The organism is Streptomyces sp. cg35, from assembly GCF_050410835.1.
Taxonomy (GTDB): Bacteria; Actinomycetota; Actinomycetes; order Streptomycetales; family Streptomycetaceae; genus Streptomyces.
Map to the genome: position 1 here is coordinate 3042358 of NZ_CP191268.1, position 25759 is coordinate 3068116.

30 protein-coding genes and 1 pseudogene are annotated in these 25759 nt (G+C 71.2%); 13 read left to right on the forward strand and 18 right to left on the reverse strand.

The window, feature by feature from the left end; translation table 11 throughout:
• Positions 1 to 18: 18 nt before the first annotated feature.
• The 4 genes from ACQUQD_RS13840 to ACQUQD_RS13855 form a co-directional block, all read right to left on the reverse strand.
• Positions 19 to 576, reverse strand: a complete 558-nt coding sequence (locus ACQUQD_RS13840; RefSeq protein WP_428957551.1) for a Clp protease N-terminal domain-containing protein — start codon at positions 574 to 576, stop codon at positions 19 to 21.
• Positions 576 to 785 carry a helix-turn-helix domain-containing protein gene (locus ACQUQD_RS13845; RefSeq protein ID WP_207827323.1) on the reverse strand — a complete coding sequence of 70 codons (210 nt, stop codon included), beginning with the start codon at positions 783 to 785 and terminating at the stop codon, positions 576 to 578. Before ACQUQD_RS13845 ends, ACQUQD_RS13840 begins: the two co-directional genes overlap by 1 nt.
• A gap of 100 nt (positions 786 to 885) precedes the next feature.
• Complete coding sequence (locus ACQUQD_RS13850) at positions 886 to 1848, reverse strand: zinc-binding dehydrogenase (RefSeq protein WP_428952361.1); 963 nt, start codon at positions 1846 to 1848, stop codon at positions 886 to 888.
• A gap of 174 nt (positions 1849 to 2022) precedes the next feature.
• Positions 2023 to 3246 carry an NAD(P)-dependent malic enzyme gene (locus ACQUQD_RS13855; protein ID WP_428952362.1) on the reverse strand — a complete coding sequence of 408 codons (1224 nt, stop codon included), beginning with the start codon at positions 3244 to 3246 and terminating at the stop codon, positions 2023 to 2025.
• Positions 3247 to 3811: 565 nt separating this feature from the next.
• Between ACQUQD_RS13855 and ACQUQD_RS13860 the strand changes: the two genes are divergently transcribed.
• The 3 genes from ACQUQD_RS13860 to ACQUQD_RS13870 are packed head-to-tail and all read left to right on the forward strand — an operon-like array spanning position 3812 to position 6534.
• Complete coding sequence (locus tag ACQUQD_RS13860; RefSeq protein WP_428952363.1) at positions 3812 to 4774, forward strand: ABC transporter substrate-binding protein; 963 nt, start codon at positions 3812 to 3814, stop codon at positions 4772 to 4774.
• Between the two features lie 42 nt (positions 4775 to 4816).
• The gene (locus ACQUQD_RS13865; RefSeq protein ID WP_428952364.1) at positions 4817 to 5770 is read left to right on the forward strand and encodes an amino acid ABC transporter permease; all 954 of its coding nucleotides are present in this window, start codon (positions 4817 to 4819) and stop codon (positions 5768 to 5770) included.
• An 11-nt stretch (positions 5771 to 5781) separates the two neighbouring features.
• The gene (locus ACQUQD_RS13870; RefSeq protein WP_428957552.1) at positions 5782 to 6534 is read left to right on the forward strand and encodes an amino acid ABC transporter ATP-binding protein; all 753 of its coding nucleotides are present in this window, start codon (positions 5782 to 5784) and stop codon (positions 6532 to 6534) included.
• 201 nt (positions 6535 to 6735) lie between these two features.
• On the opposite strand, the gene ACQUQD_RS13875 is transcribed toward ACQUQD_RS13870, so the two are convergent.
• Positions 6736 to 7506: a class I SAM-dependent methyltransferase gene (locus tag ACQUQD_RS13875; RefSeq protein ID WP_428952365.1), complete on the reverse strand. Its 771-nt coding sequence runs from the start codon at positions 7504 to 7506 to the stop codon at positions 6736 to 6738.
• Positions 7507 to 7629: 123 nt separating this feature from the next.
• On the opposite strand from ACQUQD_RS13875, the gene ACQUQD_RS13880 reads away from it, so the two are divergent.
• Entirely contained in the window at positions 7630 to 8259 is a 630-nt protein-coding gene (locus tag ACQUQD_RS13880; protein ID WP_428952366.1) for a CGNR zinc finger domain-containing protein, read from the forward strand.
• Here ACQUQD_RS13880 and sodX read toward each other — a convergent pair.
• A complete protein-coding gene (sodX, locus tag ACQUQD_RS13885; RefSeq protein ID WP_428952367.1) occupies positions 8163 to 8606 on the reverse strand; it encodes a nickel-type superoxide dismutase maturation protease in 444 nt (147 codons plus the stop codon). The two genes, ACQUQD_RS13880 and sodX, sit on opposite strands and share 97 nt — an antisense overlap.
• A 158-nt stretch (positions 8607 to 8764) precedes the next feature.
• On the opposite strand from sodX, the gene sodN reads away from it, so the two are divergent.
• The gene (sodN, locus tag ACQUQD_RS13890) at positions 8765 to 9160 is read left to right on the forward strand and encodes a superoxide dismutase, Ni (RefSeq protein WP_428952368.1); all 396 of its coding nucleotides are present in this window, start codon (positions 8765 to 8767) and stop codon (positions 9158 to 9160) included.
• A gap of 122 nt (positions 9161 to 9282) precedes the next feature.
• On the opposite strand, the gene ACQUQD_RS13895 is transcribed toward sodN, so the two are convergent.
• Positions 9283 to 9798, reverse strand: coding sequence for a hypothetical protein (locus tag ACQUQD_RS13895; protein ID WP_428952369.1), 516 nt, complete (start codon positions 9796 to 9798; stop codon positions 9283 to 9285).
• Between the two features lie 289 nt (positions 9799 to 10087).
• Here ACQUQD_RS13895 and ACQUQD_RS13900 point away from each other — a divergent pair, with 289 nt between their 5' ends.
• The gene (locus ACQUQD_RS13900) at positions 10088 to 10915 is read left to right on the forward strand and encodes a hypothetical protein (protein ID WP_428952370.1); all 828 of its coding nucleotides are present in this window, start codon (positions 10088 to 10090) and stop codon (positions 10913 to 10915) included.
• 22 nt (positions 10916 to 10937) lie between these two features.
• On the opposite strand, the gene ACQUQD_RS13905 is transcribed toward ACQUQD_RS13900, so the two are convergent.
• The 6 genes and pseudogenes from ACQUQD_RS13905 to ACQUQD_RS13930 all read right to left on the reverse strand — a co-directional run bounded on the left by ACQUQD_RS13905 (position 10938) and on the right by ACQUQD_RS13930 (position 15153).
• Positions 10938 to 11855 (reverse strand): hypothetical protein, encoded by a 918-nt coding sequence (locus tag ACQUQD_RS13905; RefSeq protein ID WP_428952371.1) that lies wholly within the window; start codon positions 11853 to 11855, stop codon positions 10938 to 10940.
• Positions 11852 to 12400, reverse strand: a complete 549-nt coding sequence (locus ACQUQD_RS13910; protein WP_428957553.1) for a sugar O-acetyltransferase — start codon at positions 12398 to 12400, stop codon at positions 11852 to 11854. Before ACQUQD_RS13910 ends, ACQUQD_RS13905 begins: the two co-directional genes overlap by 4 nt.
• A gap of 18 nt (positions 12401 to 12418) precedes the next feature.
• Positions 12419 to 12754 (reverse strand): annotated as a pseudogene (locus tag ACQUQD_RS13915) (DUF952 domain-containing protein); the annotation flags it as partial.
• Positions 12755 to 12779: 25 nt separating this feature from the next.
• Positions 12780 to 14018 (reverse strand): RNA polymerase sigma factor, encoded by a 1239-nt coding sequence (locus ACQUQD_RS13920; RefSeq protein ID WP_428957554.1) that lies wholly within the window; start codon positions 14016 to 14018, stop codon positions 12780 to 12782.
• Entirely contained in the window at positions 14015 to 14431 is a 417-nt protein-coding gene (locus ACQUQD_RS13925) for a YciI family protein (protein WP_428952372.1), read from the reverse strand. The genes ACQUQD_RS13920 and ACQUQD_RS13925 overlap by 4 nt, the downstream gene beginning before the upstream one ends.
• Positions 14432 to 14565: 134 nt before the next feature.
• Positions 14566 to 15153 (reverse strand): dihydrofolate reductase family protein, encoded by a 588-nt coding sequence (locus tag ACQUQD_RS13930; protein ID WP_428952373.1) that lies wholly within the window; start codon positions 15151 to 15153, stop codon positions 14566 to 14568.
• 167 nt (positions 15154 to 15320) lie between these two features.
• Between ACQUQD_RS13930 and ACQUQD_RS13935 the strand changes: the two genes are divergently transcribed.
• On the forward strand, positions 15321 to 15911 hold the full coding sequence (locus ACQUQD_RS13935; RefSeq protein ID WP_428952374.1) for a TetR/AcrR family transcriptional regulator: 591 nt from the start codon (positions 15321 to 15323) through the stop codon (positions 15909 to 15911).
• 19 nt (positions 15912 to 15930) lie between these two features.
• Here ACQUQD_RS13935 and ACQUQD_RS13940 read toward each other — a convergent pair whose 3' ends face one another.
• From ACQUQD_RS13940 to ACQUQD_RS13950, 3 genes are all read right to left on the reverse strand, one after another.
• The gene (locus ACQUQD_RS13940; RefSeq protein ID WP_428952375.1) at positions 15931 to 16554 is read right to left on the reverse strand and encodes a GNAT family N-acetyltransferase; all 624 of its coding nucleotides are present in this window, start codon (positions 16552 to 16554) and stop codon (positions 15931 to 15933) included.
• 226 nt (positions 16555 to 16780) lie between these two features.
• The gene (locus tag ACQUQD_RS13945; protein ID WP_428952376.1) at positions 16781 to 17941 is read right to left on the reverse strand and encodes a family 2 encapsulin nanocompartment cargo protein polyprenyl transferase; all 1161 of its coding nucleotides are present in this window, start codon (positions 17939 to 17941) and stop codon (positions 16781 to 16783) included.
• Between the two features lie 112 nt (positions 17942 to 18053).
• Positions 18054 to 19460 carry a family 2B encapsulin nanocompartment shell protein gene (locus tag ACQUQD_RS13950; RefSeq protein WP_428952377.1) on the reverse strand — a complete coding sequence of 469 codons (1407 nt, stop codon included), beginning with the start codon at positions 19458 to 19460 and terminating at the stop codon, positions 18054 to 18056.
• Between the two features lie 188 nt (positions 19461 to 19648).
• On the opposite strand from ACQUQD_RS13950, the gene ACQUQD_RS13955 reads away from it, so the two are divergent.
• The 3 genes from ACQUQD_RS13955 (at position 19649) to ACQUQD_RS13965 (ending at position 21604) form a co-directional block, all read left to right on the forward strand.
• Positions 19649 to 19882, forward strand: a complete 234-nt coding sequence (locus ACQUQD_RS13955) for a hypothetical protein (protein ID WP_428952378.1) — start codon at positions 19649 to 19651, stop codon at positions 19880 to 19882.
• Positions 19883 to 20033: 151 nt separating this feature from the next.
• Positions 20034 to 20624, forward strand: coding sequence for an N-acetylmuramoyl-L-alanine amidase (locus ACQUQD_RS13960; protein WP_428952379.1), 591 nt, complete (start codon positions 20034 to 20036; stop codon positions 20622 to 20624).
• Between the two features lie 38 nt (positions 20625 to 20662).
• Positions 20663 to 21604 carry a 1-aminocyclopropane-1-carboxylate deaminase/D-cysteine desulfhydrase gene (locus tag ACQUQD_RS13965; RefSeq protein WP_428952380.1) on the forward strand — a complete coding sequence of 314 codons (942 nt, stop codon included), beginning with the start codon at positions 20663 to 20665 and terminating at the stop codon, positions 21602 to 21604.
• Here the strand turns inward: ACQUQD_RS13965 and ACQUQD_RS13970 are convergent.
• Positions 21583 to 23181 (reverse strand): Na+/H+ antiporter, encoded by a 1599-nt coding sequence (locus ACQUQD_RS13970; protein WP_428952381.1) that lies wholly within the window; start codon positions 23179 to 23181, stop codon positions 21583 to 21585. The genes ACQUQD_RS13965 and ACQUQD_RS13970 overlap by 22 nt on opposite strands.
• A 51-nt stretch (positions 23182 to 23232) precedes the next feature.
• Here ACQUQD_RS13970 and ACQUQD_RS13975 point away from each other — a divergent pair, with 51 nt between their 5' ends.
• From ACQUQD_RS13975 to ACQUQD_RS13985, 3 genes are all read left to right on the forward strand, one after another.
• On the forward strand, positions 23233 to 23493 hold the full coding sequence (locus ACQUQD_RS13975) for a UBP-type zinc finger domain-containing protein (RefSeq protein WP_428952382.1): 261 nt from the start codon (positions 23233 to 23235) through the stop codon (positions 23491 to 23493).
• Positions 23494 to 23756: 263 nt separating this feature from the next.
• The gene (locus ACQUQD_RS13980) at positions 23757 to 24170 is read left to right on the forward strand and encodes an anti-sigma regulatory factor (RefSeq protein WP_428952383.1); all 414 of its coding nucleotides are present in this window, start codon (positions 23757 to 23759) and stop codon (positions 24168 to 24170) included.
• Positions 24167 to 25192, forward strand: coding sequence for an RNA polymerase sigma factor SigF (locus ACQUQD_RS13985; RefSeq protein ID WP_428952384.1), 1026 nt, complete (start codon positions 24167 to 24169; stop codon positions 25190 to 25192). Before ACQUQD_RS13980 ends, ACQUQD_RS13985 begins: the two co-directional genes overlap by 4 nt.
• 75 nt (positions 25193 to 25267) lie before the next feature.
• Here ACQUQD_RS13985 and ACQUQD_RS13990 read toward each other — a convergent pair whose 3' ends face one another.
• Positions 25268 to 25720: a hypothetical protein gene (locus ACQUQD_RS13990; protein ID WP_428952385.1), complete on the reverse strand. Its 453-nt coding sequence runs from the start codon at positions 25718 to 25720 to the stop codon at positions 25268 to 25270.
• Between the last annotated feature and the right edge of the window lie 39 nt (positions 25721 to 25759).

Below are 25759 nucleotides of genomic sequence, written 5' to 3' on the forward strand. Positions count from 1 at the left end.
GCGGGCCGCCGGGGCGGCTCAGCTCGCCGCCGCCTCCCCGCCGCCGTACAGCACCCGCTCCACCGCCGGTACGGTCACGCCGTGCCCGGCGAGGACCTCGGACGCGATGCCGGGGCGGGAGGCGAGGGCGAGGAGGAGGTGCTCGTCGCCGATGGACCGGTCGCCGTGCGCGAGGGCCGCCCGCAGGGACGACTCCAGGACCCCCTTCGCCTCCTTGGCGAAGGGGCGCCGCCCGCCGAGCCGGCGGCCACCGCTCAACGCGCCGACGCCATGGGTCTGTTCGACCCGGGCGACGATCTCGTCCACGTCGATGCCGAGCCCGGCGAGGGCCTCGGCGTCCGCCTGGCTCAGGCCCGCCCGGCGGCGCGCGGCGACGAGGGCCTCCCCGATGGCCGCGCGCTTCCCCTCGGCGTCCGCACCGAGCGCGCCGAGGACGAAGGAGCCCCGGGTGCCGCGGGCGTCGAGGACCGCGAGGAGCAGATGCCCCTCGTCGATGTACGGGGCGCGCTCGCGCTCCGCGTGGGCGACGGCGCCCTTGACCACGTCCCGGGCACCCTTGGTGAACCGCTCGAACATCATCGCCTCCCGTACTTCTTGTGCACGGCCTGTCGGCTGACTCCCAGCTCGGCCGCGATCTCCTGCCACGACCAGCCCTGATTGCGCGCGCTGCGCACCTGTACCGCTTCCAGCTGCTCCAGCAGCCGCCGCAGTGCGGCGACCGCCCGCAGCCCGACCCGCGGATCGCGGGCGCCCGCCTGCTCGGCGAGATCCGTTGCCTCGGTCATGATGTCAATGTAGGTTGACACACCCACCGCGTCAACCACAGTTGACATGGCGGGTATGAAAAAGGGGCGCCTTCACGGCGCCCCTTGTCCGCGAAGCGGTTCAGACGGTCAGCACGACCTTCCCGAACAGCTCGCCGCCGGCCATCTTCTCGAAGCCCTCGCGGGCCCGGTCGAGGGGCAGCACCTCGTCGATGACGGGCCGCACTCCGGTCGCGGCGCAGAAGGACAGCAGGTCCTCCAGCTCGTCCTTGGAGCCCATGGTCGAGCCGACGACCTTCAGCTCCAGGAAGAAGATGCGGTTCAGCTCGGCGGCCTTCGGGCTCGGTCCGCTGGTCGCGCCCGAGATGACCAGCGTGCCGCCCGGCTTCAGGGACTTGACCGAGTGCGACCAGGTGGCGGCGCCCACCGTCTCGATCACGGCGTCCACCCGCTGCGACAGCCGCGCCCCGGACTCCACGGCCTCCACGGCCCCCAGCTCCAGGGCCCGCTTGCGCTTGGCCTCGTCGCGGCTGGTGGCGAAGACCCGCAGACCGGCCGCCTTGCCGAGCACGATCGCGGCGGTGGCGACACCGCCGCCCGCGCCCTGGACCAGCACCGAGTCACCGGGGCGCACACCGGCGTTGGTGAAGAGCATCCGGTACGCGGTCAGCCATGCGGTGGGCAGGCACGCGGCCTCCTCGAAGGAGAGCTCCTTCGGCTTGGGCAGCACGTTCCACTCGGGCACGGTGACCTGCTCGGCGAAGGTGCCCTGGTACTTCTCGGTGAGGATGGAGCGGCCCTCGCGGGGCCCCACCCCGTAACCGGTCTGCCCGATGACGGAGTGCAGGACGACCTCGTTGCCGTCGCTGTCGGTCCCGGCGGCGTCGCAGCCCAGGATCATGGGCAGCGCCTCCTCGCCGAGCCCGACCCCGCGCAGGGACCACAGGTCGTGGTGGTTGAGGGAGGCGGCCCTGACGTTCACGGTGGTCCAGCCGGGCCGGTTCTCGGGGGCGGGCCGCTCCCCCAACTCCAGTCCGTTCAGCGGCTGGTCACGGTCGATGCGGGCGGCATAGGCAGCGAACATGACCTTGACGATAGGCGCCGCGCGGGGGCCGGGGAACCACCTCCGCCTGTGACACACGTCCCCTGGCGCGGAGCCCGGAAAAGGGCTTGGACGAGCACGGGAAGAGCAGGGGAAGGGCAGGGGAAGGGCATGGAGAAGGCCCCGCCGGAGCGGGGCCTCGACCACATGCGGTACTCAGCGTCGCGCGACGCCCTCGGCCCGCGCGGCGGCGGCGACGGCGGCCGTCACCGCCGGCGCCACCCGCTCGTCGAACGGCGACGGGATGACGTACTCGGCCGTCAGCTCGTCCCCGACCACCGCGGCCAGCGCCTCCGCGGCCGCGATCTTCATCGTCTCGGTGATCCGGGAGGCCCGCACCTGCAGCGCGCCCGCGAAGATCCCGGGGAACGCCAGCACGTTGTTGATCTGGTTCGGGAAGTCCGAGCGCCCGGTCGCGACCACGGCCGCGTACTTGTGGGCGATGTCGGGGTGCACCTCGGGGTTCGGGTTGGCCATCGCGAAGACGAAGGCACCCGGCGCCATCGAGGCGACCGCGGGCTCGGGGACCGTACCGCCGGAGACGCCGATGTAGACGTCGGCACCCGCGAGGGCGTCCTCCAGCGAGCCGGACAGACCCGCCTTGTTCGTGATCTCGGCGAGCTCGCGCTTGACCGGCGTGAGGTCCTCGCGGTCCCGGCTGACGATGCCCTTGCGGTCGGTGACCGCGACGTCACCGAGACCGGCCTCCAGCAGGAACTTCGCGATCGCCACACCGGCCGCGCCGGCGCCGGAGATGACGCCCCGCAGCTCGCCGAGCGAGCGCCCGCTGAGCCGGGCCGCGTTCTTCAGCGCGGCCAGCGTCACCACGGCGGTGCCGTGCTGGTCGTCGTGGAAGACCGGGATGTCCAGCTTCTCCTGGAGCTTGCGCTCGATCTCGAAGCAGCGCGGCGCCGAGATGTCCTCCAGGTTGACGCCGCCGAAGGACGGCGCGAGGCGCACGACGGTGTCGACGATCTCGTCGACGTCGGTCGTCGCGAGCGCGATCGGCACCGCGTCCACGCCGCCGAACTGCTTGAAGAGAATGGCCTTGCCCTCCATCACCGGGAGGGACGCCTCGGGGCCGATGTCCCCGAGGCCGAGCACGGCCGTGCCGTCGGTGACCACGGCCACGACGTTCGGCTTCCAGGTGTAGTCGTGGACGAGCTCCGGCTGCTCGGCGATCGCGCTGCACACCTTCGCGACGCCGGGCGTGTACGCCAGGGACAGGTCGTCCTTGTCACGGACCGGCACGGTGGCCTGCACGGCCATCTTGCCGCCGCGGTGCAGCGCGAACGCCGGGTCGAAGGAATCGACGGGATCCACGTCGCCTTCGTTGCCGGTACTGGTGTCGCTGCGAGGATTGACGATCTCCGCTGCCACTTGTCTGACCCCTTAAGTCTTAAAACATCAGTTGAGGGTGTCCGCTCCTGGTTGAGGAGCGGGCGGGCACCGCGTACGGCCCAGCTGGTCCCGTTTGTGAACCGCTGTACGGGACCGCACGCGACGGGCGCGCCGCACGCGCGCCCTGAGCCCCGGATGAGGGGTGTAAAGAACCTTCTTACCTGACGGACGGTGCTGCGGACGAGCCCATACGTGATCGATCACGGCCCGGTGACATGACTCATAGCCGAATATCTGGACAAGTCATCAAGTCGCGCTCGAAGCGCGGTGGAAGCACGCCCGAATGGTGAGACTGCGGGCAGTTCGCCGGAGAATCTCCCGCCTCCGGACAGTGGGTCCGCAGATGATGCGGCCCTATGCACCGTGACATGCCGCCCTGTTGGGGCTCTTGGCGCACCTGTTATCCGATTTTGACATCTCTGACGCCCTGCACGGGTCAGTCCGAATGGCAAGATGCCGTCATCACGCGAGGTCGCGACACCCGAAGGTGTGTGCCAAGGCGACCGACACGGCAACTCCACCCACCCTGCCGGAGGACCCCACCATGACCGCAAGCACCACCCGTCGCACGACCGCGAAGTCCGCGAAGTCCCGGATAGCCGCGGTCGGCGCGATCGCGGTCGCCGGCACCCTGCTGCTGACCGGCTGCGGTGACCAGACCAAGGACAAGGACGCCGACAGCGGCTCCGCGTCGAGCAAGAGCGCACCGCTCGCGGACAAGCTCCCCAAGGAGATCCGCGACAAGGGCGTCATCCGGGTCGGCTCGGACATCGCCTACGCCCCGGTCGAGTTCAAGGACAAGTCCGGCAAGGCCATCGGTATCGACCCCGACCTGGCCGACGCGCTCGGCAAGCAGCTCGGTGTGAAGTTCGAGTTCCAGAACGGCACGTTCGACACCCTGGTCACGGGCCTGCGCTCGAACCGCTACGACATCGCCATGTCGGCCATGACCGACACCAAGGACCGCCAGGACGGCGTGGACTCGGACACCGGCAAGAAGGTCGGCGAGGGCGTCGACTTCGTCGACTACTTCAACGCGGGCGTCTCGATCTACACCCCCAAGGGCAAGACCCAGGACATCAAGACCTGGGAAGACCTGTGCGGCAAGAAGATCGTCGTGCAGCGCGGCACGGTCTCCCACGACCTCGCCAAGGCGCAGGCCAAGAAGTGCGGCTCCAAGAAGCTCGGCATCCAGGCCTTCGACGACGACCAGCAGGCCCAGACCCGGCTGCGCTCCGGCGGCGCCGACGCCGGTTCGTCCGACTTCCCGGTCGCCGCGTACGCGGTGAAGACCTCGGGCGGCGGCAAGGACTTCGAGATCGTCGGCGACCAGGTCGAGGCCGCCCCGTACGGCATCGCCGTCGCCAAGAGCAACACGGAACTGCGCGACGCGCTCCGGGCCGCGCTGGACGCGATCATCAAGAACGGCGAGTACGACAAGGTCATCGCCAAGTGGGGCGTCGAGGCCGGCGCCGTGAAGGAAGCCACCGTCAACGGCGGCAAGTGACCGCGTACGACGCGTCATCGAAGTCGTTGAAAGGCAAGATCCGTGTCTGTTGACATAGAGAAGACGGGCGGCGGCCCCGAGGACACGCCGCCGCCCGCGGCCGCGCCGGAGGCCATCAGGGCCATTCCGGTCCGGCACTACGGGCGGTACCTCGCCGCCGTCGTCGCCCTCGCGCTCCTCGGCTCGATCATCTACGCCTTCGGCCAGGGCAAGATCAACTGGGGTGCGGTCCCCGACTACTTCTTCGACGACCGCATCCTGACGGGCGTCGGCAAGACCCTGTTGCTGACCGTCCTGTCGATGCTGATCGGCGTGGTCGGCGGTGTCACGCTCGCCGTGATGCGCCTGTCGAAGAACCCGGTGACCAGCTCCATCGCCTGGTTCTACATCTGGTTCTTCCGCGGCACGCCGGTCCTGGTCCAGCTGTTCATCTGGTTCAACCTGGGCCTGGTCTTCGAGTACATCAACCTCGGGCCGATCTACAAGGACTACTGGTCGTCCTTCATGACGCCGCTGCTCACGGCCCTGCTCGGCCTGGGCCTCAACGAGGCGGCGTACATGGCGGAGATCTGCCGCGCCGGTCTGATGTCGGTCGACGAGGGCCAGACCGAGGCGTCGCACGCGCTCGGCATGAGCCACGCCAAGACCCTGCGCCGCATCGTGATCCCGCAGGCGATGCGGGTGATCGTGCCGCCGACCGGCAACGAGTTCATCAACATGCTGAAGACCACCTCGCTCGTCGCGGCGGTCCAGTTCAACGAACTCTTCCGGTACGCCCAGGACATCGGCCAGCAGTCCGGTTCGCCGGTGGAGATGTACTTCACCGCCGCGGCCTGGTACCTGATCATGACGTCGATCCTGAGCGTCGGGCAGTACTACATCGAGCGGTACTACGCGCGGGGCACCCTGCGTCAGCTGCCGAACACGCCTTGGCAGAAGGTGAAGGCCAACATGCTCTCCTTCTCGAACCGTTCGGGCACGGGGGTGGGAGCATGACCGCGAACGCGATGGTCAAGGCCGAGGGCGTCCACAAGTCCTTCGGCAACGTGCAGGTCCTCAAGGGCATCGACCTGGAGGTCAAGCAGGGCGAGGTGTTCTGCCTCATCGGCCCCTCCGGCTCCGGCAAGTCGACCTTCCTGCGGTGCATCAACCACCTGGAGAAGGTCAACGCCGGCCGGCTGTACGTCGACGGCGAGCTGGTCGGCTACCGGCAGCAGGGCGACAAGCTGTACGAGCTCCGCGACCGGGAGGTCGCCCTGAAGCGCCGCGACATCGGCATGGTGTTCCAGCGCTTCAACCTCTTCCCGCACCTGACGGCGCTGGAGAACGTCATGGAGGCGCCCGTCCAGGTCAAGGGCGTCGCCAAGGCGCAGGCCAGGACGCGCGCGCAGGAGCTGCTCGACCGGGTGGGCCTCGCCGACAAGGCGGGCAACTACCCCTCCCAGCTCTCCGGCGGCCAGCAGCAGCGCGTCGCGATCGCCCGGGCGCTCGCGATGGACCCGAAGCTGATGCTGTTCGACGAGCCGACGTCGGCGCTCGACCCGGAGCTGGTCGGTGACGTCCTCGATGTCATGCGCGACCTCGCCGAGTCCGGCATGACGATGGTCGTCGTCACGCACGAGATGGGCTTCGCGCGTGAGGTCGGCGACAGCCTGGTCTTCATGGACGAGGGCGTGGTGGTCGAATCGGGCCACCCGCGCGATGTTCTGACGAACCCTCAGCACGAGCGGACGCAGTCGTTCCTCTCCAAGGTGCTGTAGTCGTCCGACGCCGACAGGAAAGGGGCGCCCGGGGTCGTGGACCCCGGGCGCCCCTTTTTGAGTGGGAGGCGGGTGCGGTCGCGCAGTTCCCCGCGCCCCTGAGATGCGCACCGCGTGCGGCATCTCATCGAGGAGGCAGCGGCGAAGCAGCCCCACCGGGCCGCGGCCCGCGACGAGACGCTCACCCCGCAGCCGCGACCGTCACTTCAGCGCGAGCACCAGCGCATCGGAGGGCGAGCCCCACACCACCCGCGCCTCCCCGAACCCTGCCCCGCGCAGCGCCTCCGCGTGCCACGCCGCCGGCGGCGTGTCCCCGTCGGCATGCTCCCCGTAGATCTCGAACCGCTCGGCCGTCGGACCGGCCAGGACCGGGTCCTGAGCGGCCAGCGCCCACCACTCGGCCCAGTCGAGCGCCCCGCCCGCCTTCGCCGCGTCCATCCGCGCATGGCGAAGCGCACGCTCCGCGGCGTTGATCCGGGGCGTCGTCTGGTCGATCATGTGGTCCGCGTTCATGAAGACGCCGCCGTCGCGGACGAGGCCGGCGAGTTGACCGTAGAGCGTCGCGAGAGGGCCGGAGTGCAGCCAGTGCAGGGCGGTGGCGGTGAGCACGGCGTCGTACGAGTCGTGCGGCAGCGCCTGCGTCCACTGCGGGTCCTTGAGGTCGGCCGTCACGAAGGTGACGCGCTCGTCCCCGTCGAAGGTGCCGCGCGCGATGGCGAGCAGCGCCGGGTCGAGGTCGACGCCGACGCTCGTGGCGTCCGGGAAGCGGGTGAGCAGCCGGTCGGTGATGCTGCCGGTGCCGCACGCGAGGTCGAGCACGCGGGGCGCCCGGCCCACGCACGCCTCGACCATGTCGAGCATCACCCGGAACCGCTCCTCGCGGTCCGGCATGTACCACTCCTGCTGCCGGTCCCAGCTGTCCTGCCAGGCCCGCCAGTCGGCAGCCCGGGTGTCGGCGGTGGTCTCGGTCATGAAGCCCTCCCGTACGAGCGACACGGTCGGCACCGCGAGCGACGGTGCGTAATACCCTGAAAGCCAGAGCGAGCATTACTCTCGCTCGCCCCAGACGATAGACCGCCCCGGTAAGGACTACAAGTGGAACTGGCCTATTACTCGGACTACGCAGTGCGTCTCGTCAACACCGAGGAGCCGGGCCGCGGCAAGGACAACCTGACCTCCGTGGAGGCGGTGCGCGACCTGTTCGGCGCCAGCCAGGAGGCGGCCCGCCGCGCGACGGACTCCGATCTGACCCGCTTCAGGAGCGTCCGGGGCCGTCTGCGCGCGGTGTTCGACGCGGCCGACAGCGGCGACGAGGAGCTCGCGGTGAACCTGCTGAACTCGCTCCTGCTGGAGTTCCCGGTGAGCCCGCAGATCTCCGGTCACAACCACCGGGACGACGACGGGCGCCCGCTGTGGCACATGCACCTGGCCGACCACCCGTCCAACGCGACGGCCGGCTACGCCTCCATCGCCGCGATGGGGCTCGCCTTCCACCTCACCGAGTACGGGGTGGACCGCCTCGGCCTGTGCGAGGCGGCGCCGTGCCGCAACGCGTACCTGGACACCTCCACGAACCGCTCCCGCCGCTACTGCTCGGACCGCTGCGCGACCCGCGCCAACGTCGCCGCCTACCGGGCCCGCAAACGCCTGGAGACGGACCGGTCGGACAGCACCGGGCGCACGGCGCGCAGCGCCCAGGACACCACGGCCGCCACGGACCGCTGACCCTCGCCCTCGGCCCACGGCCTGCGCCGCCGCAGCCGGCCGCGGACCTTGGCGAGCACCAGGTCGTCCGGGACGACGCCGTACACGCTGCTGTCGCCGCCGGCCCCGGCGTTGTCCCCGAGCACCCACCAGCCGCCGTCCCGCCGCTCGGCGATCCGCTTCACGACGAGAAGGTCCTGCTGGAAGGGGTGGCGCAGGACGACGACGTCGCCCGGCCGCACCCGGGCGCCGTAGTGCACCAGCATCCAGTCACCGTGGTACAGGGTCGGCACCATGGACGGACCGACCACCTCGATGATCTGGAACGGCACTTTCGCCTCGCGTGCTTCCTCGATCGCCTCGGGCATCAGACATCCTCCCCGGTTTCCATCCGCCGGTCCCATCGTCCACCAGTCCCAGTCTCGCCCTGGACTTTTGTCCTAAGCCCCCGGGGGCACTCGAGAAAACCCGTTCTGCACGGAGTAATGTCCCACCTGAGAAGACGATCACGAGGAAGGACAGCAACATGCTTTCCCGCCTGTTCGCCCCCAAGGTGAAGGCCAGCGCTCACTGCGACCTCCCCTGCGGCGTGTACGACCCGGCCCAGGCCCGCATCGAGGCCGAGTCGGTCAAGGCCGTCCAGGAGAAGATGGCCGGCAACGACGACGTGCACTTCCAGGCGCGCGCCACGGTCATCAAGGAGCAGCGTGCCGAGCTCGCCAAGCACCACGTCTCGGTGCTGTGGAGCGACTACTTCAAGCCCCCGCACTTCGAGAAGTACCCGGAGCTGCACCAGCTGGTCAACGACACCCTGAAGGCCCTCTCGGCCGCCAAGGGCTCGACGGACCCGGCCACGGGCCAGAAGGCTCTGGACTACATCGCCCAGATCGACAAGATCTTCTGGGAGACCAAGAAGGCCTGATCCGGGCTGTTCCGGCACCGGCCCCGGCCGACCGGCGGGTGGTGCACCCTCGCGGGTCCCGGGCCGCACCGAAGGGGCCCGGCCGACGAACTCGGCCGGGCCCCTTCGGCATGGGTCGGGCGTCAGGCCGCGTTCGCCTCGCACTTGGCGAGCGCGTTCTCGGCCCTGGTCAGCAGCTTCTTCGTCCTGGCGCGCTCCTCGACCAGCTTCGGGTCCTGCTGCACGGCCCGCAGGGCCGCGTAGGCCTTCCGCTCCTCCGCGTTGGCCTTGTCCAGCGCCTGGCGGGCCTCGTCACGCTCCTGGACCGCGCGCTGGTAGTCGGCCGCGGAGAACTCGCCCGACTCGTCCTCCTCCAGGTACGTGACCCAGTCGCGGGCCTCGGCCCAGACGGTCGCGCGGTACTCGGCGGCGCTGTTGGCCTCCTCGTACGCGTGGTCGAGCTGCTCGATCTTCTTCGTGACCGGGACGATCTGCGCGTTCAGCGCGTCGAGACGGTCCTGGTGCCGGTTGACGGTCGCCTGGTACCGGTGACACGGCCCCTTCGGCGCGGCATCGGCGGCCTGCGCCACCCCCGGCAGGGCGACGGCGAACAGGGAGACGGCGGTGACGGCGATCCGGGTGAGCGAGCGAGAGGTCACGGTGCGCTTCCTTCGGTGAACGGGGAACGGGGTGCGGTACACCCCGCGCGAACCCGTTCACCTATGCACAGAATGTCCGGATCTCGCCCCTCGCCGCCCCGTGGCGGTGTGCTTGTCACACGAAAAGAGTCCGGCGGCGGAGCGGCAGGTCCCGCTCCGCGAACCGGTCCGTGGGTCCCGCCGACCGCGGCCGGGAAGGCGCGGGTCGTGGCCCCATGGAACCGCACGGTTCGGTCCCCCCCTCCCCCTGGTGGAATGGGCGGACCACACCGCGACCCAGGAGTCACCGATGTCCCGCCACCCGCGCGTCCTCTACGTCACCGACCTCGCCTACGAGGCCCGCGGCCGCCGCTACTGCGACGAGGACATCTTCCTCACGTCCCGGCTCCGCCCGTCGTTCGACCTCGCCCTGTGCCACCCCCTGGACGCGGCCGCGCTCATGGACGGCTTCGACGTGGTCGTGGTCCGCAACAGCGGGCCGGTGCTCGGCCACCAGGACGCGTACGAGGCGTTCCGCGCGCGGGCGCTGGAGCGGGGCACGAACGTCTACAACCCGCTGACCGGCCGCGCCGACATGGCGGGCAAGCAGTACCTGCTGGACCTGACCGGCGCCGGGTACCCGGTGATCCCGACGGTCGACCGCGCCGCGGACCTCCGGCGGCTGCCCGCGGCCGATCGTTACGTGGCGAAGCCGAAGCTGGGCGCGGACTCGATCGGCCTGCGCGTCGTCACCCCGGCCGAGCTCGGCGAACTGCCCTTCACGGACGGCCTGTTGGTGCAGCCGCACGTCGACTTCCAGTACGAGGTCTCCTTCTACTTCGTCGACGACACGCTCCAGTACGCCTTGTACGCGCCGGACCCGGGGCGGCGCTGGGATTTGCGCCCGTACGAACCCACCGCCGCCGACCGGGAGTTCGCCCGCCGTTTCATCGAGTGGAACACCCTCCCGCACGGCATCCAGCGCGTCGACGCCTGCCGCACCCCGGAGGGCGAGCTGCTGCTCGTGGAGCTGGAGGACCTCAACCCGTACCTCTCGCTCGACCTGCTGGACGACGCGACGCGGGACGCCTTCGTGTGGGCGATGGCCGCGTCGGTGCGCGGGGCCGTCGCTCGCTAGCCGGGGCGCGGCGCGGGCGGACTCAGGCCGTCTCGAGCACCGCCCGCACGTTCGCGAGCATCCGGTCCCGGTCCACGCGCACCGCCGCGAACTCCTTTCGGTGGAGCGTCAGTTCGGCTCGCTGGAGGCGGTTCACCACGGACCACCACACCCCGCCCGTGTTGTGGGCACGCTTGCACTCGACATCGGCGGCGGCCGTGCCCAGCTCCCGTTCCGTGCGCCTGGTGTTGCCGTCCTGGCCGCGTCCCCAGGCCTTGTCGCCGAAGGCCTTCACGGGATCGGGGTACCGCTTGAAGCCCTTGTCGACGACGCAGTCCGCCCACTCCCGGTAGGCGCGGCGCAGGCGCGGGTCCCGCCCGGCCTGCTTGCGGACGGCGGTGGCGCGTCCGGAGACGTACACCCACGTGTTCCTGCGGTCCCGCACACCGCGCTCCAGCCGCCGGGAGGCCTCCCCGGCGCAGCCGCTCTGCTCGCCCCGCCGGTCGCCGTAGTAGACGGCGGACTCCTCGGTCGTCATCTCCCGCCCCTCGGGCTCGCGCGGGCGGACCTTTTTCCCCGGGTCCCAGCCGTAGCCCCAGCGCCGCGCCTTCTCCAGGTCGTAGGAGCCGACGGGTCCCGTGCCGACGGCGACCATCACGGTGGTGTACCGGTTGCCGAAGCCCGGGTACTTCGGGTCCCGCGGGAAGTCGGCGAAGCCGTGCCGGACCATGCAGCGCTGCGTGAGCAGCTGCCGCGCGCGCTCCATCCGGTCGTACGCCTGCTTGTCCGTACCGTCGAACTCGTACCTCTCCAGCGGCAGTTCGGGCATCTCCTGGTCCGTCCACACGACCGGCGTCCCGTCCGCCCAGGTCTTCGCGTGACCGCCGGCGAAGCCGTCGCCCCCGGTGAACCCGATCAGCGCCGCCCCCGCGACCACGCAGGCCACCCCCCGTCGTCTCACGCCCCGGCCTCCCCGAGCCCCCGCACGACCCGCGCGGGGTTGCCCACGGCGACCACGTCCGGCGGCAGGTCCCGGGTGACGACGGAGCCCGCGCCCACTACGGTGTTCGCGCCGATCGTGACGCCGGGGCAGACGATGACGCCGCCGCCGAGCCACACGTTGTCGCCGAGGGTGATGGGCTTCGCCGCCTCCCACTTGGCGCGGCGCGGCTCGGGTTCCAACGGATGCGTGGGGGTGAGGAGTTGGACGTTCGGGCCGATCTGCACGTCCTCGCCGATCCGGATCGGCGCCACGTCCAGCATCACGGCCCCGCAGTTGACGAACGTACGCGCGCCGATGCTGATGTACCGCCCGTGGTCGACGGACAGCGGCGGGCGCACCACGACGTCCTCGCCGACCTCGCCGATCAGTTCGTGGAGCAGGGCACGGCGCGCGGGCAGGTCGGTGACGCTGCTCGCGTTGTAGCGCTCGGCGAGCTCGGCGCCGCGCAGCGCGTCGGCCTCGATGTCGGGATCGTCGGCGAGGTAGAGGTCACCGGCGAGCATGCGCTCCTTCTGGCTGCGCTCCTCGGGGCGCGGCCAGTCACGCACCTCGGTCACCGCGGCGACCGCCAACGGGCCGTAGATGTGCGGGAATTCCGCCCCGCCGGGCTCCCCGGGCTCCACCCGGACCGGCACGTCGAGCAGCTCCCGGTCGATGACCAGGACCACCAGCTCGCCGGGCGCGGGCTCCGTCCCGTACAGCAGCTCGGCGACACCGCGCAGCTGGTGCGGGAACGAGCAGTGGATGAACCCGACCTCCTGGAGGCTCTTGCCGCGGGTCGACATCGTGTACGTGCCCGTGGCCCGGGCGCTCTCCCACAGGGCGCGCTCGGTGAGGTGAAGCAGTTCGATCGCCATGCGCCCAATCTATGAGTCCGCTGTGTCAGGGGGTGAGCCGGGCCGCGCGCACCCGCAGATACCGCTGCTCCGGTCCGCTGAGCGTGCAGGCGGCCGCGACCTGGTAGGCGGTGCGGGCCCCGTCGCGGTCCCCGGCGCGTTCCAGCAGGTGCGCGCGGACCGCGGCGAGCCGGTGATGTCCGCCGAGCGCGTCGGTCAGCCGGTCGGTCTCGGCGAGCCCGGCGGCCGGGCCGTGCACCATGGCGACGGCGACGGCCCGGCCGAGCGCGGCCATCGGCTCCCCAGCGGGCGCGAGCCGGACGAGCAGGTCGTAGAGGGCGAGGATCTGCGGCCAGTCGGTGTCCTGCGCGCGATCGGCCTCGTCGTGCAGGGCTGCGATGGCGGCCTGGAGTTGATACGGCCCGACGGGCCCGTGCGGCAGCGCCCGCTCGACGAGCGCGACGCCCTCGGCGATCGCGGCCCGGTCCCACAGGGTGCGGTCCTGCTCGTCGAGCCGGACCAGGTCACCGGCGGCGTCGGTGCGGGCCGCGCGCCGGGCGTCGGTGAGCAGCATCAGCGCGAGCAGCCCGGTGACCTCGCTGTCGGCGGGCAGCAGGGCATGCACGGCGCGGGCCAGCCGGATCGCCTCGGCGGCCAGGTCGGCGCGGCGCACTTCGGGGCCCGAGGTCGCGGTGTGGCCCTCGTTGAAGATCAGGTACAGCACCTGGAGGAGTGCGGGCAGCCGCTCCCGCCAGCGGTCGGGCCGCCGGAACTCCGCGCCGCGCAGCTGCCGCTTGGCCCGGCTGATCCGCTGCGCCGCCGTCGCCTCGGGCACCAGGTAGGCGCGGGCGATCTCCGCGGTGGTCAGACCGCCGACCGCCCGGAGGGTGAGCGCCACCTGGGACGCGGGACTGAGGTCCGGGTGGCAGCACAGATAGAGCAGGGTGAGCGTGTCGTCCTCGGCGGGGGCGCGCGGCGCGTCCGGCGGCGGCGCCGTGTGGGCGTCGCGCGGCAGCAGCTGGGCCTGCGTCTGTTCGCGCAGCCGCCGCGCCGTCTCGCTGCGCAGCGCGTCGGTGAGGCGCCGGGACGCGACCTTGATCAGCCAGCCGCGCGGATTGTCCGGGATCCCGCGCTCGGGCCACTGCCGCGCGGCGGCGAGCAGCGCCTCCTGCACGGCGTCCTCGGCCGCGTCGAAGTGCCCGTACCGGCGCACGAGCGCACCGAGGACCTGCGGCGCGTGGCGGCGCAGCAGGTCCTCGGTGGTGTCCGGAGCGTCGGGCCTCAGCACACGTCGCCGCCGCCCTCCATGACGGGCCGGATGACGACGGGGTAGGCGGGCGAGCCCTCGGGCGCCGGGCACTGGAGGATCCGCTCGGCGATCTCGGTGACCCGGTCCAGGTTCGGACAGTCCAGCACCCAGTAGCCGCACAGGAGTTCCTTCGTCTCCCCGTACGGCCCGTCGCTGATCACGGGCCGTCCTTCGCCGCCGGGGGAGACGGTCCGGGTCTGTGCCGGCTCGGCCAGACCCTGCCCGTCGATCATCTCGCCGGTCTCGGCCAGATCGTTGTTGAGCTGCTCCATGAAGGCGTACATCGCCTGCAGGTCCTTCTCGCCCCAGGCGGGAACCCCCTGGGACGCCTTGCCGCGCATGGCCTCGTAGTCCGCCTGCGAGGCCTGGATCATCAGCATGTACTTCATGGTCCTGCGCTCCTTCGGTGCGGCCGCTCGCTCGCTGCGGGCGGCTTCACCTGGGACGTCGGAGCGGCCGGAGCGCTCTCGACACCGCCCGCGCATCTTTTTTCTCCGCGGGTCTCCAGTCTGACAGCGGAGCGCTACCGCTTCCTGCTGTACCGGCGGACGATCACGCCGTTCCCGAACGTGCGGTTCTCCGCGAGGTCGAACCGGGTGAGGTCGTATGCGCGGCCGGCGAACATCGGCATGCCGGCGCCGAAGACCACCGGGTACGTCTTGATCACGAGCTCGTCGATCTCGTCCGCGAGCAGCCCCGCCAGCCGGGCGCCGCCGCACAGCCAGATGCCCAGCTCGCTCTCTTCCGCCTTGAGCGCGCGCACCGTGCCGACGACGTCGTCGCGGATCAGCTCGACGTTCGGGTGCGGGGACTCCTTCAGGCTGCGCGTGGCGACGTACTCGCGCAGATGCCCGTACGGGCTGAGGAAGCCGGCGTCGATACCGACCTGGTAGCTGCCGCGGCCCTGGAGCACGGTGTCGAACTTCTTGTTCGTGATCCCGTCGAAGCCGAGCATCTTGCGGCCCTCGGTCGAGATCGTCTCCGGGTACTCCTCCTTGAGGAACCCCAGGAACTCCTCGTCGACGAACGGCACGAACATCATTCCGTCACCGGACTCGTCCCCGATGAAACCGTCGACGGACACGGCGACGAAGTACGTGAGCTTGCGCAAGCTGGTCTCTTTTCGTGGAGGACAAGGACTGTGGGCGACTCTCAGCGGTCCTCGGCGGCTCTCCGCGCACTCCGCCCGAAACACTCCGCCCGAACCACTTCAGTTATAGTGCTTCACCTGTAGTGGTTGCAAGAGCTTTCCCGGGACCGGGGATGGGAGTGGCAGACATGGTGAGGAATCCGGAGCGCCGAGCCGCCCTCGTGGACGCGGCCGTCGAGGTGCTCGCGGCCGAGGGTGCGCGCGGCCTGACCTTCCGCGCGGTGGACACGGCGGCGGGCGTCCCGACCGGCACGTCGTCCAACTACTTCGCCAACCGCGACGACCTGCTCCACCAGATCGACAGCTGGCTGCACGAGCGGCTCGCCCCGGACCCGAAGGTCGTCGAGGACCTGCTGAAGCGGCCCAGGGACCGGGAACTGGTCCTGGCGTTCATGTACGACCTGATCGGCCGCGCGCAGGGCGACCGCACCGGGTTCCTCGCCATGCTGGAGATGCGCCTCGAAGCCGGGCGACGGCCCGAGCTGCGCGCGTCCCTGATGAAGTCGCTGCGCGGCGATCTCGACTTCGGCATCGCGTTCAACGCCGAGTCGGAACTGCCCGGCGGCGCCGAGGAGATCACCCTCCTCTATCTGGGCATGCTCGGGCTCATCCTGGAACACCTGACGATGCCGGGCATGCTGGACGGCGCGATCCCCGGCGTGAGCGTGCCGGAGGGCGTGGTGGAACGCCTGGTGGAGCGGATCTTGCCCGAGGCGTGAGCAAGCCCCGCGTCCGGGCTCAGCCGGCCTGCGGCTCCCGCCACATGGGCCACAGCGACGGGCCGTCGGGCAGGTCGAGAGCCGTGCCGGTGAAGACGAAGCCGAGCCGCTCGTACAGGGCTCGGCTGCGGGCGTTGCTCGCCTCCAGATAGGCGGGCAGACCCTCGCGGTCGCAGCGCTCCAGGACCGGCGCCATCAGCGCGGTGCCCAGGCCCTCGCCCTGCCGGTCCGGCCGTACGCCGATCATCCACAGGTAGACGTGCGCGCGGCCCACCGGGTGGATGGCGTCCGTCAACCGGGCTATCTGCTCGACCCGCTCGTTGTCGGGGTCGACGGCGGCCCGCACCTGCGCGGGCACGTCCTCCTCGTCACCGTCGGCGCCCTCGCCGCCCTCGGGGCCGTGCGGCTCGTCCGGGACGTCCAGCCACAGCGCGACGGCCGAGCCGTCCTCCGCGAGATCGATGAACCCCTCGGCGAACGTGACATCGGTGAACACCCCCATCAGGCCCGCGTGCCGGGCCCGCCGGTGCTCCTCGCCGGGGAACACCCAGCCGCTGACCGGGTCGTCCATGAACGCCTCGTCGAGCAGCTCCACGACGAAGTCCCGGTCGGCCTCCTGCGCCCGCCGCATCCCCACACCCACTCTGGATCCCCCCTGGCCCGTCACCAACCTGCGTGCCTCGTACGCTCGTTGGCAGCCTAAGCGATCACTCCCCGCACCGGACACGGGCCCCGCACTCGGGATCGCGGCCCGGGTTTCAGCCCCGACCCCTGGGGCGGACACGGCGGCCCGGAGCTGCGGCAGCGGCCCGGAGCCGCGGCGACGAGTCACCGCGACCCCAGGCCGCGCCCCCCCAATTACCTCCCCCTCAATAGCCGCGCCGCGTCACGAACTCCGCCAGTGACAGCAGCCCACCCGCCTCCTCCGGTACCGGAACCGCTCTCGCCAACTGGTCGAGCGCCCGCGCCATCTCGTCCGCCGCCCGCGCCTGCGCCCAGTCGCGCCCGCCGGCCCGCTCGACGGCCATCGCGATCGCCTCCAGCTCGGCCTCGCCCTCCTTCCCCGGGCCCGGTGGCCCGTACAGCGCGGCCAGTTCCTCCGCGGCCGGGCCCCCGGAGGCGAGCGCCGCGACGACCGGCAGGGACTTCTTGCGGACGGCCAGGTCGGCCCCGGCCGGCTTGCCGGTGCGGGCCGGGTCGCCCCAGATGCCGATCACGTCGTCGATGAGCTGGAAGGCGAGCCCCGCCGCCCGCCCGAACGCGTCGAGCGCCGCGGCCTCCTCCTGCCCCGCCCCGGCGTACAGCCCGCCGATCGCGCACGCGCAGCCGAGCAGCGCCCCGGTCTTGGCCTCCGCCATGGTCAGGGTCTCCGCCAGCGAGACCGCCCGCGGGTCGCGCCCCTCCAGCGCCACGTCCGTGGACTGGCCCGCGCACAACTCCACGACGCAGGCGGCGAGTCGGGCCGCCGCGGCCGGGGCCGCCGGATGCGCGTCCTCGGCGAGCAGCCGCAGGGCCTGTGCCTGCAGCGCGTCGCCCGTCAGGATGGCGTCGGCGTCCCCGAACACGGTCCACGCGGTCGGCCGGTGCCGGCGCGTGGCGTCCCGGTCCATCACGTCGTCGTGCAGCAACGTGAAGTTGTGGGTCAGCTCCACGGCGGCCGCCGCCCGTACCGCCCGCTCGGCCCGTCCGCCGAGGGCCCGCGCCGCGGCCAGGACGAGAGCGGGCCGCACGGCCTTGCCCCCGTTCCCCGCCGCGGGTGTGCCGTCCGCGTGCTCCCAGCCGAAGTGGTACCGGGCGACGCGGCGTATGGACCCCGGCAGGGCCTCGACGGCCCGGCGCATCTCGGGGTCGACGGACGCCCTGGTCTGCGCCAGGATCAGCGCCGCCTCCTGCGCCTCGCACTCCTCTCCCCCGCCCCGGCCCGCACCGTCGTCCCCCGCGGGGCCGGGCAACGCCCCCTCTCCTGCTGTGCCCGGCCCGGCGGACTCAGCTGCCGCTCGCGCCTGCGTCGTCTGGGTCGTCTGTGTCATGGGCTCACCCCGGGGAGGCCACGGACGGTGGCCGTTCCACTGCTGCTGGGCGCATACCCCCTCGGTGTACCCGCCCTTCCGGGCGGGGACACGACGTCCCGGGGGCGGATCGTCACCGCCACCGGCCGATCTCGACGTTCTCCAGCACCCCGAGCGCGTCCGGCACCAGGACCGCCGCCGAGTAGTACGTGGTCACCAGGTACGAGATGATCGCCTGCTCGCTGATGCCCATGAACCGCACCGACAGGCTCGGCTCGATCTCGTCCGGGATGCCGGCCTGCCGCAGGCCGATGACGCCCTGCTCGTCCTCCCCCGTACGCATGCAGATGATGGACGTGGTCCGCGCCTCCGAGATCGGGATCTTGGCGCACGGGTAGATCGGCACACCGCGCCAGGTCGGGATGCGGTGCCCGCCCACGTCGATGCTCTCGGGGACCAGACCCCGCTTGTTGCACTCCCGGCCGAACGCGGCGATCGCCTTCGGGTGCGCCAGGAACATCTTGGAACCGCGCCGCCTGCTGAGCAGCTCGTCCATGTCGTCCGGGCTGGGCGCGCCGTCGTGCGGCTGCAGCCGCTGGTCGTACTCGCAGTTGTTGAGCAGGCCGAACTCCCTGTTGTTGATCAGCTCGTGCTCCTGGCGCTCCTTCAACGCCTCGACGGTGAGCCGGAGCTGGTGCTCCGTCTGGTTCATGGGCTGGTTGTAGAGGTCGGCGACCCGCGTGTGGATGCGCAGTACGGTCTGCGCGACGCTCAGTTCGTACTCGCGCGGCGCCGACTCGTAGTCGACGAACGTGCCGGGCAGCACCGCCTCGCCGACGTGCCCCGCGGAGAGGTCGATCTCCTTCTCTCCGTATTTGTTGGCCCGCTGCGCCGGGATCGAGCGCAGCGCCTGGAGATGGGCCCTCAGCGGCTCGGACCGCTCCGCGATCTGCTCCAGGTCGCGGCGCGGCAGTGTGAGCACCGTGCACGCGGTGACCGCGCGGGCCGTGTACTCCCAGATCGTCTCCGGGTCGAGCAGCGCCTGGTCGCCGAAGTACGCGCCGTCGGCGAGGACGCCGAGCACCGCGTCGTCGCCGTACGGCCCCGTGCCGATCTTCTCCACGCGGCCGTGCGCGAGCAGGAACACCTCGTCCGCCTGGCTGCCGAACGAGGCCAGCACCTCACCGGCCGCGAACTCCCGCTGCGTGCAGCGCTGGGCGAGCTCCCCCAGGACGTCCGGGTCCTCGAAGTCCCGCAGCGCGGGCAGCTCCCCCAGCTCGGCCGGGATGACCCGGACCTGATCCCCTGTCTTCACGAACGTGATCCGTCCGTCACCGACCGAGTAGCTCAACCGCCGGTTCACCCGGTACGTGCCGCCCTGCACGTTCACCCAGGGCAGCGTCCGCAGCAGCCAGCGGGAACTGATCTCCTGCATCTGCGGCGCGGACTTGGTGGTGGTGGCCAGATTCCGCGCGGCGGACGCCCCGAGGCTCTTCTGCGGCCCCGACTGCTCCGTGCGGATCTCTTCGCCTACCGACATGGATTGCCCTCCCGATCATGAACTGACCTGCGCGGACAAGACTTCCAGCACGGATCGTGCACGCGCCATTACACAAATGAGCGGGAATGGATCTGGGGCAGTCGGGGCATTGGTCGCGTTTTTCGGAACTCGAAGATCCCGGCGCGCGTTGATCGGGAAACGGCAGACAGCAGACAGAGGAGACGACCATGGCGGGCTTCCTGGACCGCGCCAAGGAGCAGGCGCAGCGCGGCCTGACGCAGGGCAAGCAGAAGCTGGACGACGTACAGGCACAGCGGGCCGGCGGCGACCTGCTCAAGAAGCTGGGCGCGGCGTACTACGAGGAGCGCAAGGGCACCGGCAGCCCGCAGGCCACGCAGCAGGCGCTGCAGGCCCTCGAAGCACACATCGCGACGAACGGGGACGGATTCCTGCGCGGCTGAGGTCCCGGCACAGCGCACTCCGGCCACCGGTGTCCGGAACGGCTCGCACGGAATACGAACGAGTAGTCCGTGCGCGGTAGTTGCGGGTACAAGCAAGCGGTACGAGACGGTGCGCGACCGGCGGCCGTCGCGCCCCGCGAAGGAGACGGCCATGGCCCCACCCATGTCCGCGAGCAGTTTTCTCGCCGCCCTGAAGCGCGAGGGACTGACGGTGGTCGAAGTCGGCGACTGGAAGCATCACAACCGCAACCACAAGGGCGCCTGGGGCCCGATGCACGGCGTGATGATCCATCACACCGTCACCTCGGGCAGCGCGCGCACCGTGGACATCTGCCGTAAAGGCCACGCGGACCTGCCGGGCCCGCTGTGCCACGGCGTCATCACCAAGGACGGCCGGGTCCATCTGGTCGGCTACGGGCGGGCGAACCATGCGGGGCTCGGTGACGACGACGTGCTGCGGGCCGTGATCGCGGAGAAGGCGCTGCCGCACGACAACGAGGCGAACACGGACGGCAACCGCCACTTCTACGGCTTCGAGTGCGAGAACCTCGGCGACGGGCAGGACCCGTGGCCGGCGGCCCAGCTGGAGGCCATCGAGAAGGCGGCCGCGGCGATCTGCCGTCACCACGGCTGGACGGAGCGCTCGGTCATCGGGCACCTGGAGTGGCAGCCCGGGAAGGTCGACCCGAAGGGCTTCACGATGGCGTCGATGCGAGGGCGTGTGCGCGACCGGCTCAAGTAGCGCACCACGACGCGTCGGCCGCGCGGGCACCCGGACACATGTCCGACAATGGCCGGGTGCCCCGCCCGCCCACCGCCGATCTGCGCCCCCGGCTGCCCTCGCCGCTCACCGAGGTCGACGACGACCGTTTCGCGCGCCGCGGCGTGCGCCTGTTGCTCAAGCGGGACGACCTGATCCACCCGGATCTGATCGGCAACAAGTGGCGCAAACTCGCCCCGAACCTGACGGCGGCGCGAGGCCGCGCGCTCGTCACCTTCGGCGGCGCCTACTCGAACCATCTGCGGGCCACGGCCGCCGCCGGCCGCCTCCTGGGCGTGCCCACCCTCGGCATCGTCCGCGGCCAGGAGCTCGCCGACCGCCCGCTCAACCCGTCCCTGGCCCGCTGCGCGGCCGACGGCATGCGCCTGCACTTCGTCGACAGATCGACGTACCGGAACAAGAGCGATCCCGGCGTCCTCGCCGCGCTCCTCGACTCCACCGGCGCCGCCGACGCGTACGTGGTCCCGGAAGGCGGCAGCAACTCTCTCGCCGTCCGGGGCTGTACGGACCTCGGCCGGGAACTGCGCGGCCGCGCCGACGTCGTCGCGCTCGCCTGCGGCACGGGCGGCACCCTCGCGGGTCTGGCCGCGGGGCTCGCGCCCGACCAGTCGGCCCTCGGCGTCCCCGTCCTCAAGGGCGGCTTCCTGGAGGCCGACGTCCGCGCCCTGCAAGCGGCGGCGTTCGGCGGCCCCCGCGGCACCTGGCGCATGGAGGACCGCTTCCATTTCGGCGGCTACGCGCGCGTGCCGGCCGAGCTGGCCGCCTTCGCCGACGATTTCGCGCAGCGCCACGGCCTTCCGGTCGAGCGGCTCTATGTCGCCAAAATGCTGTACGCGCTCGTCGCGCTCGCAGAGGAGGGCGCGTTCGCATCCGGCACGACGCTGGCGGCCGTCATCACGGGGAGCCCGTTCGAGGACCCTCAGTCGTCGACCTCCCGGTAGGCGGCGGCCTCCTCCAGGTCCAGCTTGCGCAGCAGGGTCCGCATCATCTCGTCGTCGATCCGCCGCTCGTCCCGCATCCGCACGAAGACCTCGCGCTCGGCGGCGATCGCCTCCCGCGCGAGCCTGCGGTACGTGTCGTCGGCGGACTCCCCGGTCACCGGGTTGGGCTGGCCGAGCCGCTCCCACACGGAGTTGCGGCGCCGCTCCAGAACGGTGTGCAGACGGTCCTGGAGCGGCTGCGGCAGGCAGTTGCGCCGGTCCTGCATCAACGCGTCCACGCGCTCCTCCGCGGCCGTGGAGGCGACGTTCTGCGCCTGCGCCTCGGCGAGCGTCTCGGCCTGCACGTTCCGGCCCGGGAGCTTCAGCAGTTTGATGAGCGGCGGCAGCGTGAGCCCCTGCACGACGAGGGTGCCGATGACGGTGGTGAAGGTAAGGAAGAGCACCAGGTTGCGTGCGGGGAACGGCTCCCCCTCGTCCGTGACGAGCGGGATGGAGAACGCGATGGCCAGCGACACGACACCGCGCATCCCCGCCCAGCTCACGATCAGCGGCCGCTTCCAGTCGGTGTCGCTCTCCCGCTCCCGGATGCGCGACGACAGCCACAACGGCAGGTACGTCGCCGGATACGACCACACGAAGCGGATCACGACCACCAGGACGAACACCGCGATCGCGTACCAGAGGGCCTGGCCCACGCTGTACTCACCGAGGTCCTGCAGGACGACGCGCAACTGGAGGCCGATGAGCGCGAACACGGCCGACTCCAGGATGAACGAGACGACCTTCCACACCGCGGCCTCCTGGAGCCGCGTCTCGAAGTCGACCTGCCAGGACCGGTGCCCGAGATACAGGGCGACGGTCACGACGGCGAGGACCCCGGAGGCGCCCACCTGCTCGGCGGCGGCGTACGCGACGAAGGGGATCAGCAGCGAGAGCGTGTTCTGCAGGATGGCCTCGGTGAGGTGCTTGCGCAGCCAGTGCAGCGGCACCATCAGCAGCAGCCCGACCCCGACCCCGCCGACGGCCGCCACCAGGAACTCCCGGATACCGCCCGCCCAGCTGGCCCCCTCCCCCACAGCGGCGGCGAGCGCCACCTTGTAGGCGGTGATCGCGGTCGCGTCGTTCACGAGCGACTCGCCCTGAAGGATCGTGGTGAGCTTCGACGGCAGCCCCACCCGGCGGGCGATCGCGGTCGCGGCCACCGCGTCCGGCGGCGCGACCACCGCGCCCAGGACGAGCGCCGCGGTCAGCGGCAGGTCCGGGATCAGCTCGTACGCGAGCCAGCCCACCGCCACCGTGGCGAACAGGACGTAGCCCACCGACAGCAGGGCGACCGGCCTGATATTGGCCCGTAGGTCGAGATAGGAGCTCTCCAGAGCGGCGGTGTGCAGCAGCGGAGGCAGGATCAGCGGCAGCACGATGTGCGGGTCGAGTGTGTACTCCGGAATCCACGGCACATACGAGGCCGCCAGCCCGACCGCGACAAGAAGGAGCGGTGCCGGAACCGGCGTCCTGCGTGCCGCCCCCGCCACCGCGGCACTCGCCGCGATCAGCCCCACCAGTGGCAATACGTCCATGGCCCGCTTTCCACCATCCCTCTTCGCGCCGCCCGTCGTAACCTGGCCATCATGAACGAGTGCTCGCACGTCGACGCGCTGCCGCACCCCGAACCGGCTCCCCTCAGTGAGACCTGTCCGGAGTGTCTCGCCGTCGGCAGTCACCCTGTGCAACTGCGGCTTTGTCTGATCTGCGGCCACGTCGGCTGCTGCGACTCCTCGCCGTACCGGCACGCGACGGAGCACTTCAAGGAGACCGGCCACCCCGTGATGCGCACCTTCGAGCCTGGTGAGAGCTGGCGCTGGTGCTTCGTGGACGACGTGCTTGTCTGATACGGGCGATCCGCACCCGCGTCGGGGTTCGACCCGTGAGTGCTTGGGTACGTCAACCCGGCGCCCGCTCTTTCCAATTGGGCCCGCACACCCTCTAGCCACTGTCCGTACCCGTAGGCTTACTATGAGTGACAGCAACGGGCCGGGGGCCCCCGGGACAGGAAAGTCGGGCGCGCGGTAGCGTCACCGCAGATATATGTGGCGCATCACCCGGGGGAGGACCTCCGGAGCCCGAAAGTGCTTGTACCACCTTGGAGGTGAGGGTGTCCCAGATCGCAGGCGAGCCCGGGAATCAGGACTTCGTGGAAGTCCGACTGCCGGCTGCGGGTGCCTACCTGTCGGTGCTGCGGACGGCCACGGCCGGCCTCGCAGCGCGTTTGGACTTCACCCTCGACGAGATCGAGGACCTGCGCATCGCGGTCGACGAGGCCTGCGCGATCCTGCTCCAGCAGGCCGTCGCCGGCTCCGTACTCAGCTGCGTGTTCCGTCTCGTCGACGACTCCTTGGAGGTGACCGTCTCCGCGCCGACCACCGACGGCCGGGCGCCGGAGCGCGACACCTTCGCGTGGACGGTGCTGTCGGCCCTCGCGGGCCAGGTCGACTCCTCGGTGGCCGAGGACAACACCGTCTCGATCAGCCTCTACAAGAAGCGCGGCGCGGGCCCCGGCCCGACGTGATGAACGGGGACGGTCCGGTGCGGGACGACAAGCGCGGCACACGGGATCTCCCGGCCGGCGGCACGGACGGCGTGCGGCGGCCGGTCGTCGGTATTCCCGAGCAGCAGGCCCGGCCCCACCCGGAGGACCCGGCGGCCGACGGGCCACAGCAGGCAGTGTCGGCCCCCGGGACCGGGCTTCGCGGGGGACCTGGGGGATCGGACGCGCGACGGGCGGGATTGATGAGCGACCACGAGCGACACGGTGAGCAGCAGGGCCGGCACGATCCGCGCGACCGCAGCGGTGCGCGGGCGATGTTCATCGAGCTGCGCACTCTCAAGGACGGCAGCGTCGAGTACGCGGAGCTGCGCAATCAGCTCGTGCGCATGCACCTGCCCCTGGTCGAGCACCTGGCGCGCCGTTTCCGCAACCGCGGGGAGCCGCTGGACGACCTCACCCAGGTCGCGACGATCGGCCTGATCAAGTCGGTCGACCGCTTCGACCCGGAGCGCGGCGTCGAGTTCTCCACGTACGCGACCCCGACGGTCGTCGGCGAGATCAAGCGGCACTTCCGTGACAAGGGCTGGGCCGTGCGCGTCCCGCGCCGCCTCCAGGAGCTGCGCCTGGCCCTGACGACGGCGACGGCCGAGCTGTCCCAGCTGCACGGCCGCTCCCCCACGGTCCACGAGCTGGCCGAGAAGCTGGCCATCTCGGAGGAGGAGGTCCTGGAGGGCCTGGAGTCGGCCAACGCGTACTCCACGCTGTCCCTGGACGTCCCCGACACGGACGACGAGTCCCCGGCGGTCGCCGACACGCTGGGCGCCGAGGACGAGGCGCTGGAGGGCGTCGAGTACCGCGAGTCCCTCAAGCCGCTCCTGGAGGACCTGCCGCCGCGCGAGAAGCGCATCCTGCTGCTGCGCTTCTTCGGGAACATGACGCAGTCGCAGATCGCCCAGGAAGTGGGCATCTCCCAGATGCACGTCTCGCGCCTGCTGGCCCGCACGCTGGCCCAGCTGCGCGAGAGGCTCCTGGTCGAGGAGTGACCTCCGAGCACGTACGCATATGAAGGCGCCCGGTGCGTTCACCGCACCGGGCGCCTTCGTGTCGCTCCATTGCGCCTACTTGGGCTGCTGTGCGCTCCCCGGCGTGCGGATGCCCAGCGCGCGCGTGGTCGCCGGATTGACCAGCAGCACCAGTGCGGCGATCGCCACCGCGGCGAGCGCGATCCCGCCCGGGATGGCCACGCTGTCGGCCTGCAGCAACGTATAGGCGACGGGCAGCGCCATGATCTGCGTGATGATCGCGGGGCCGCGGCTCCAGCCCTTGCGGGCCAGCAGCCCGCGCGCGGCCAGCAGCGGCAGCAGCGCGAGCACGATCAGGGTCACGCCGCCGGTGACGGCCTGCTCCGGGTTGTCGGGGTTCCCGGTGAGCCCGGCGACCAGCATGTAGGCACCGCCCACGACGAGCGCGGCCCCCTCGAGTCCGGCCAGGGCCGCCGCGGCGGTCAGCCGGCCGGGGCGCGGGCCGTCTTCTTCGGAGGTCTCGGGGGCGGGGTTCTGCTCTGAGGTCACCTTTGCAGAGTAGCCCCCGCCCGCTGCCGTCCCGCAGGG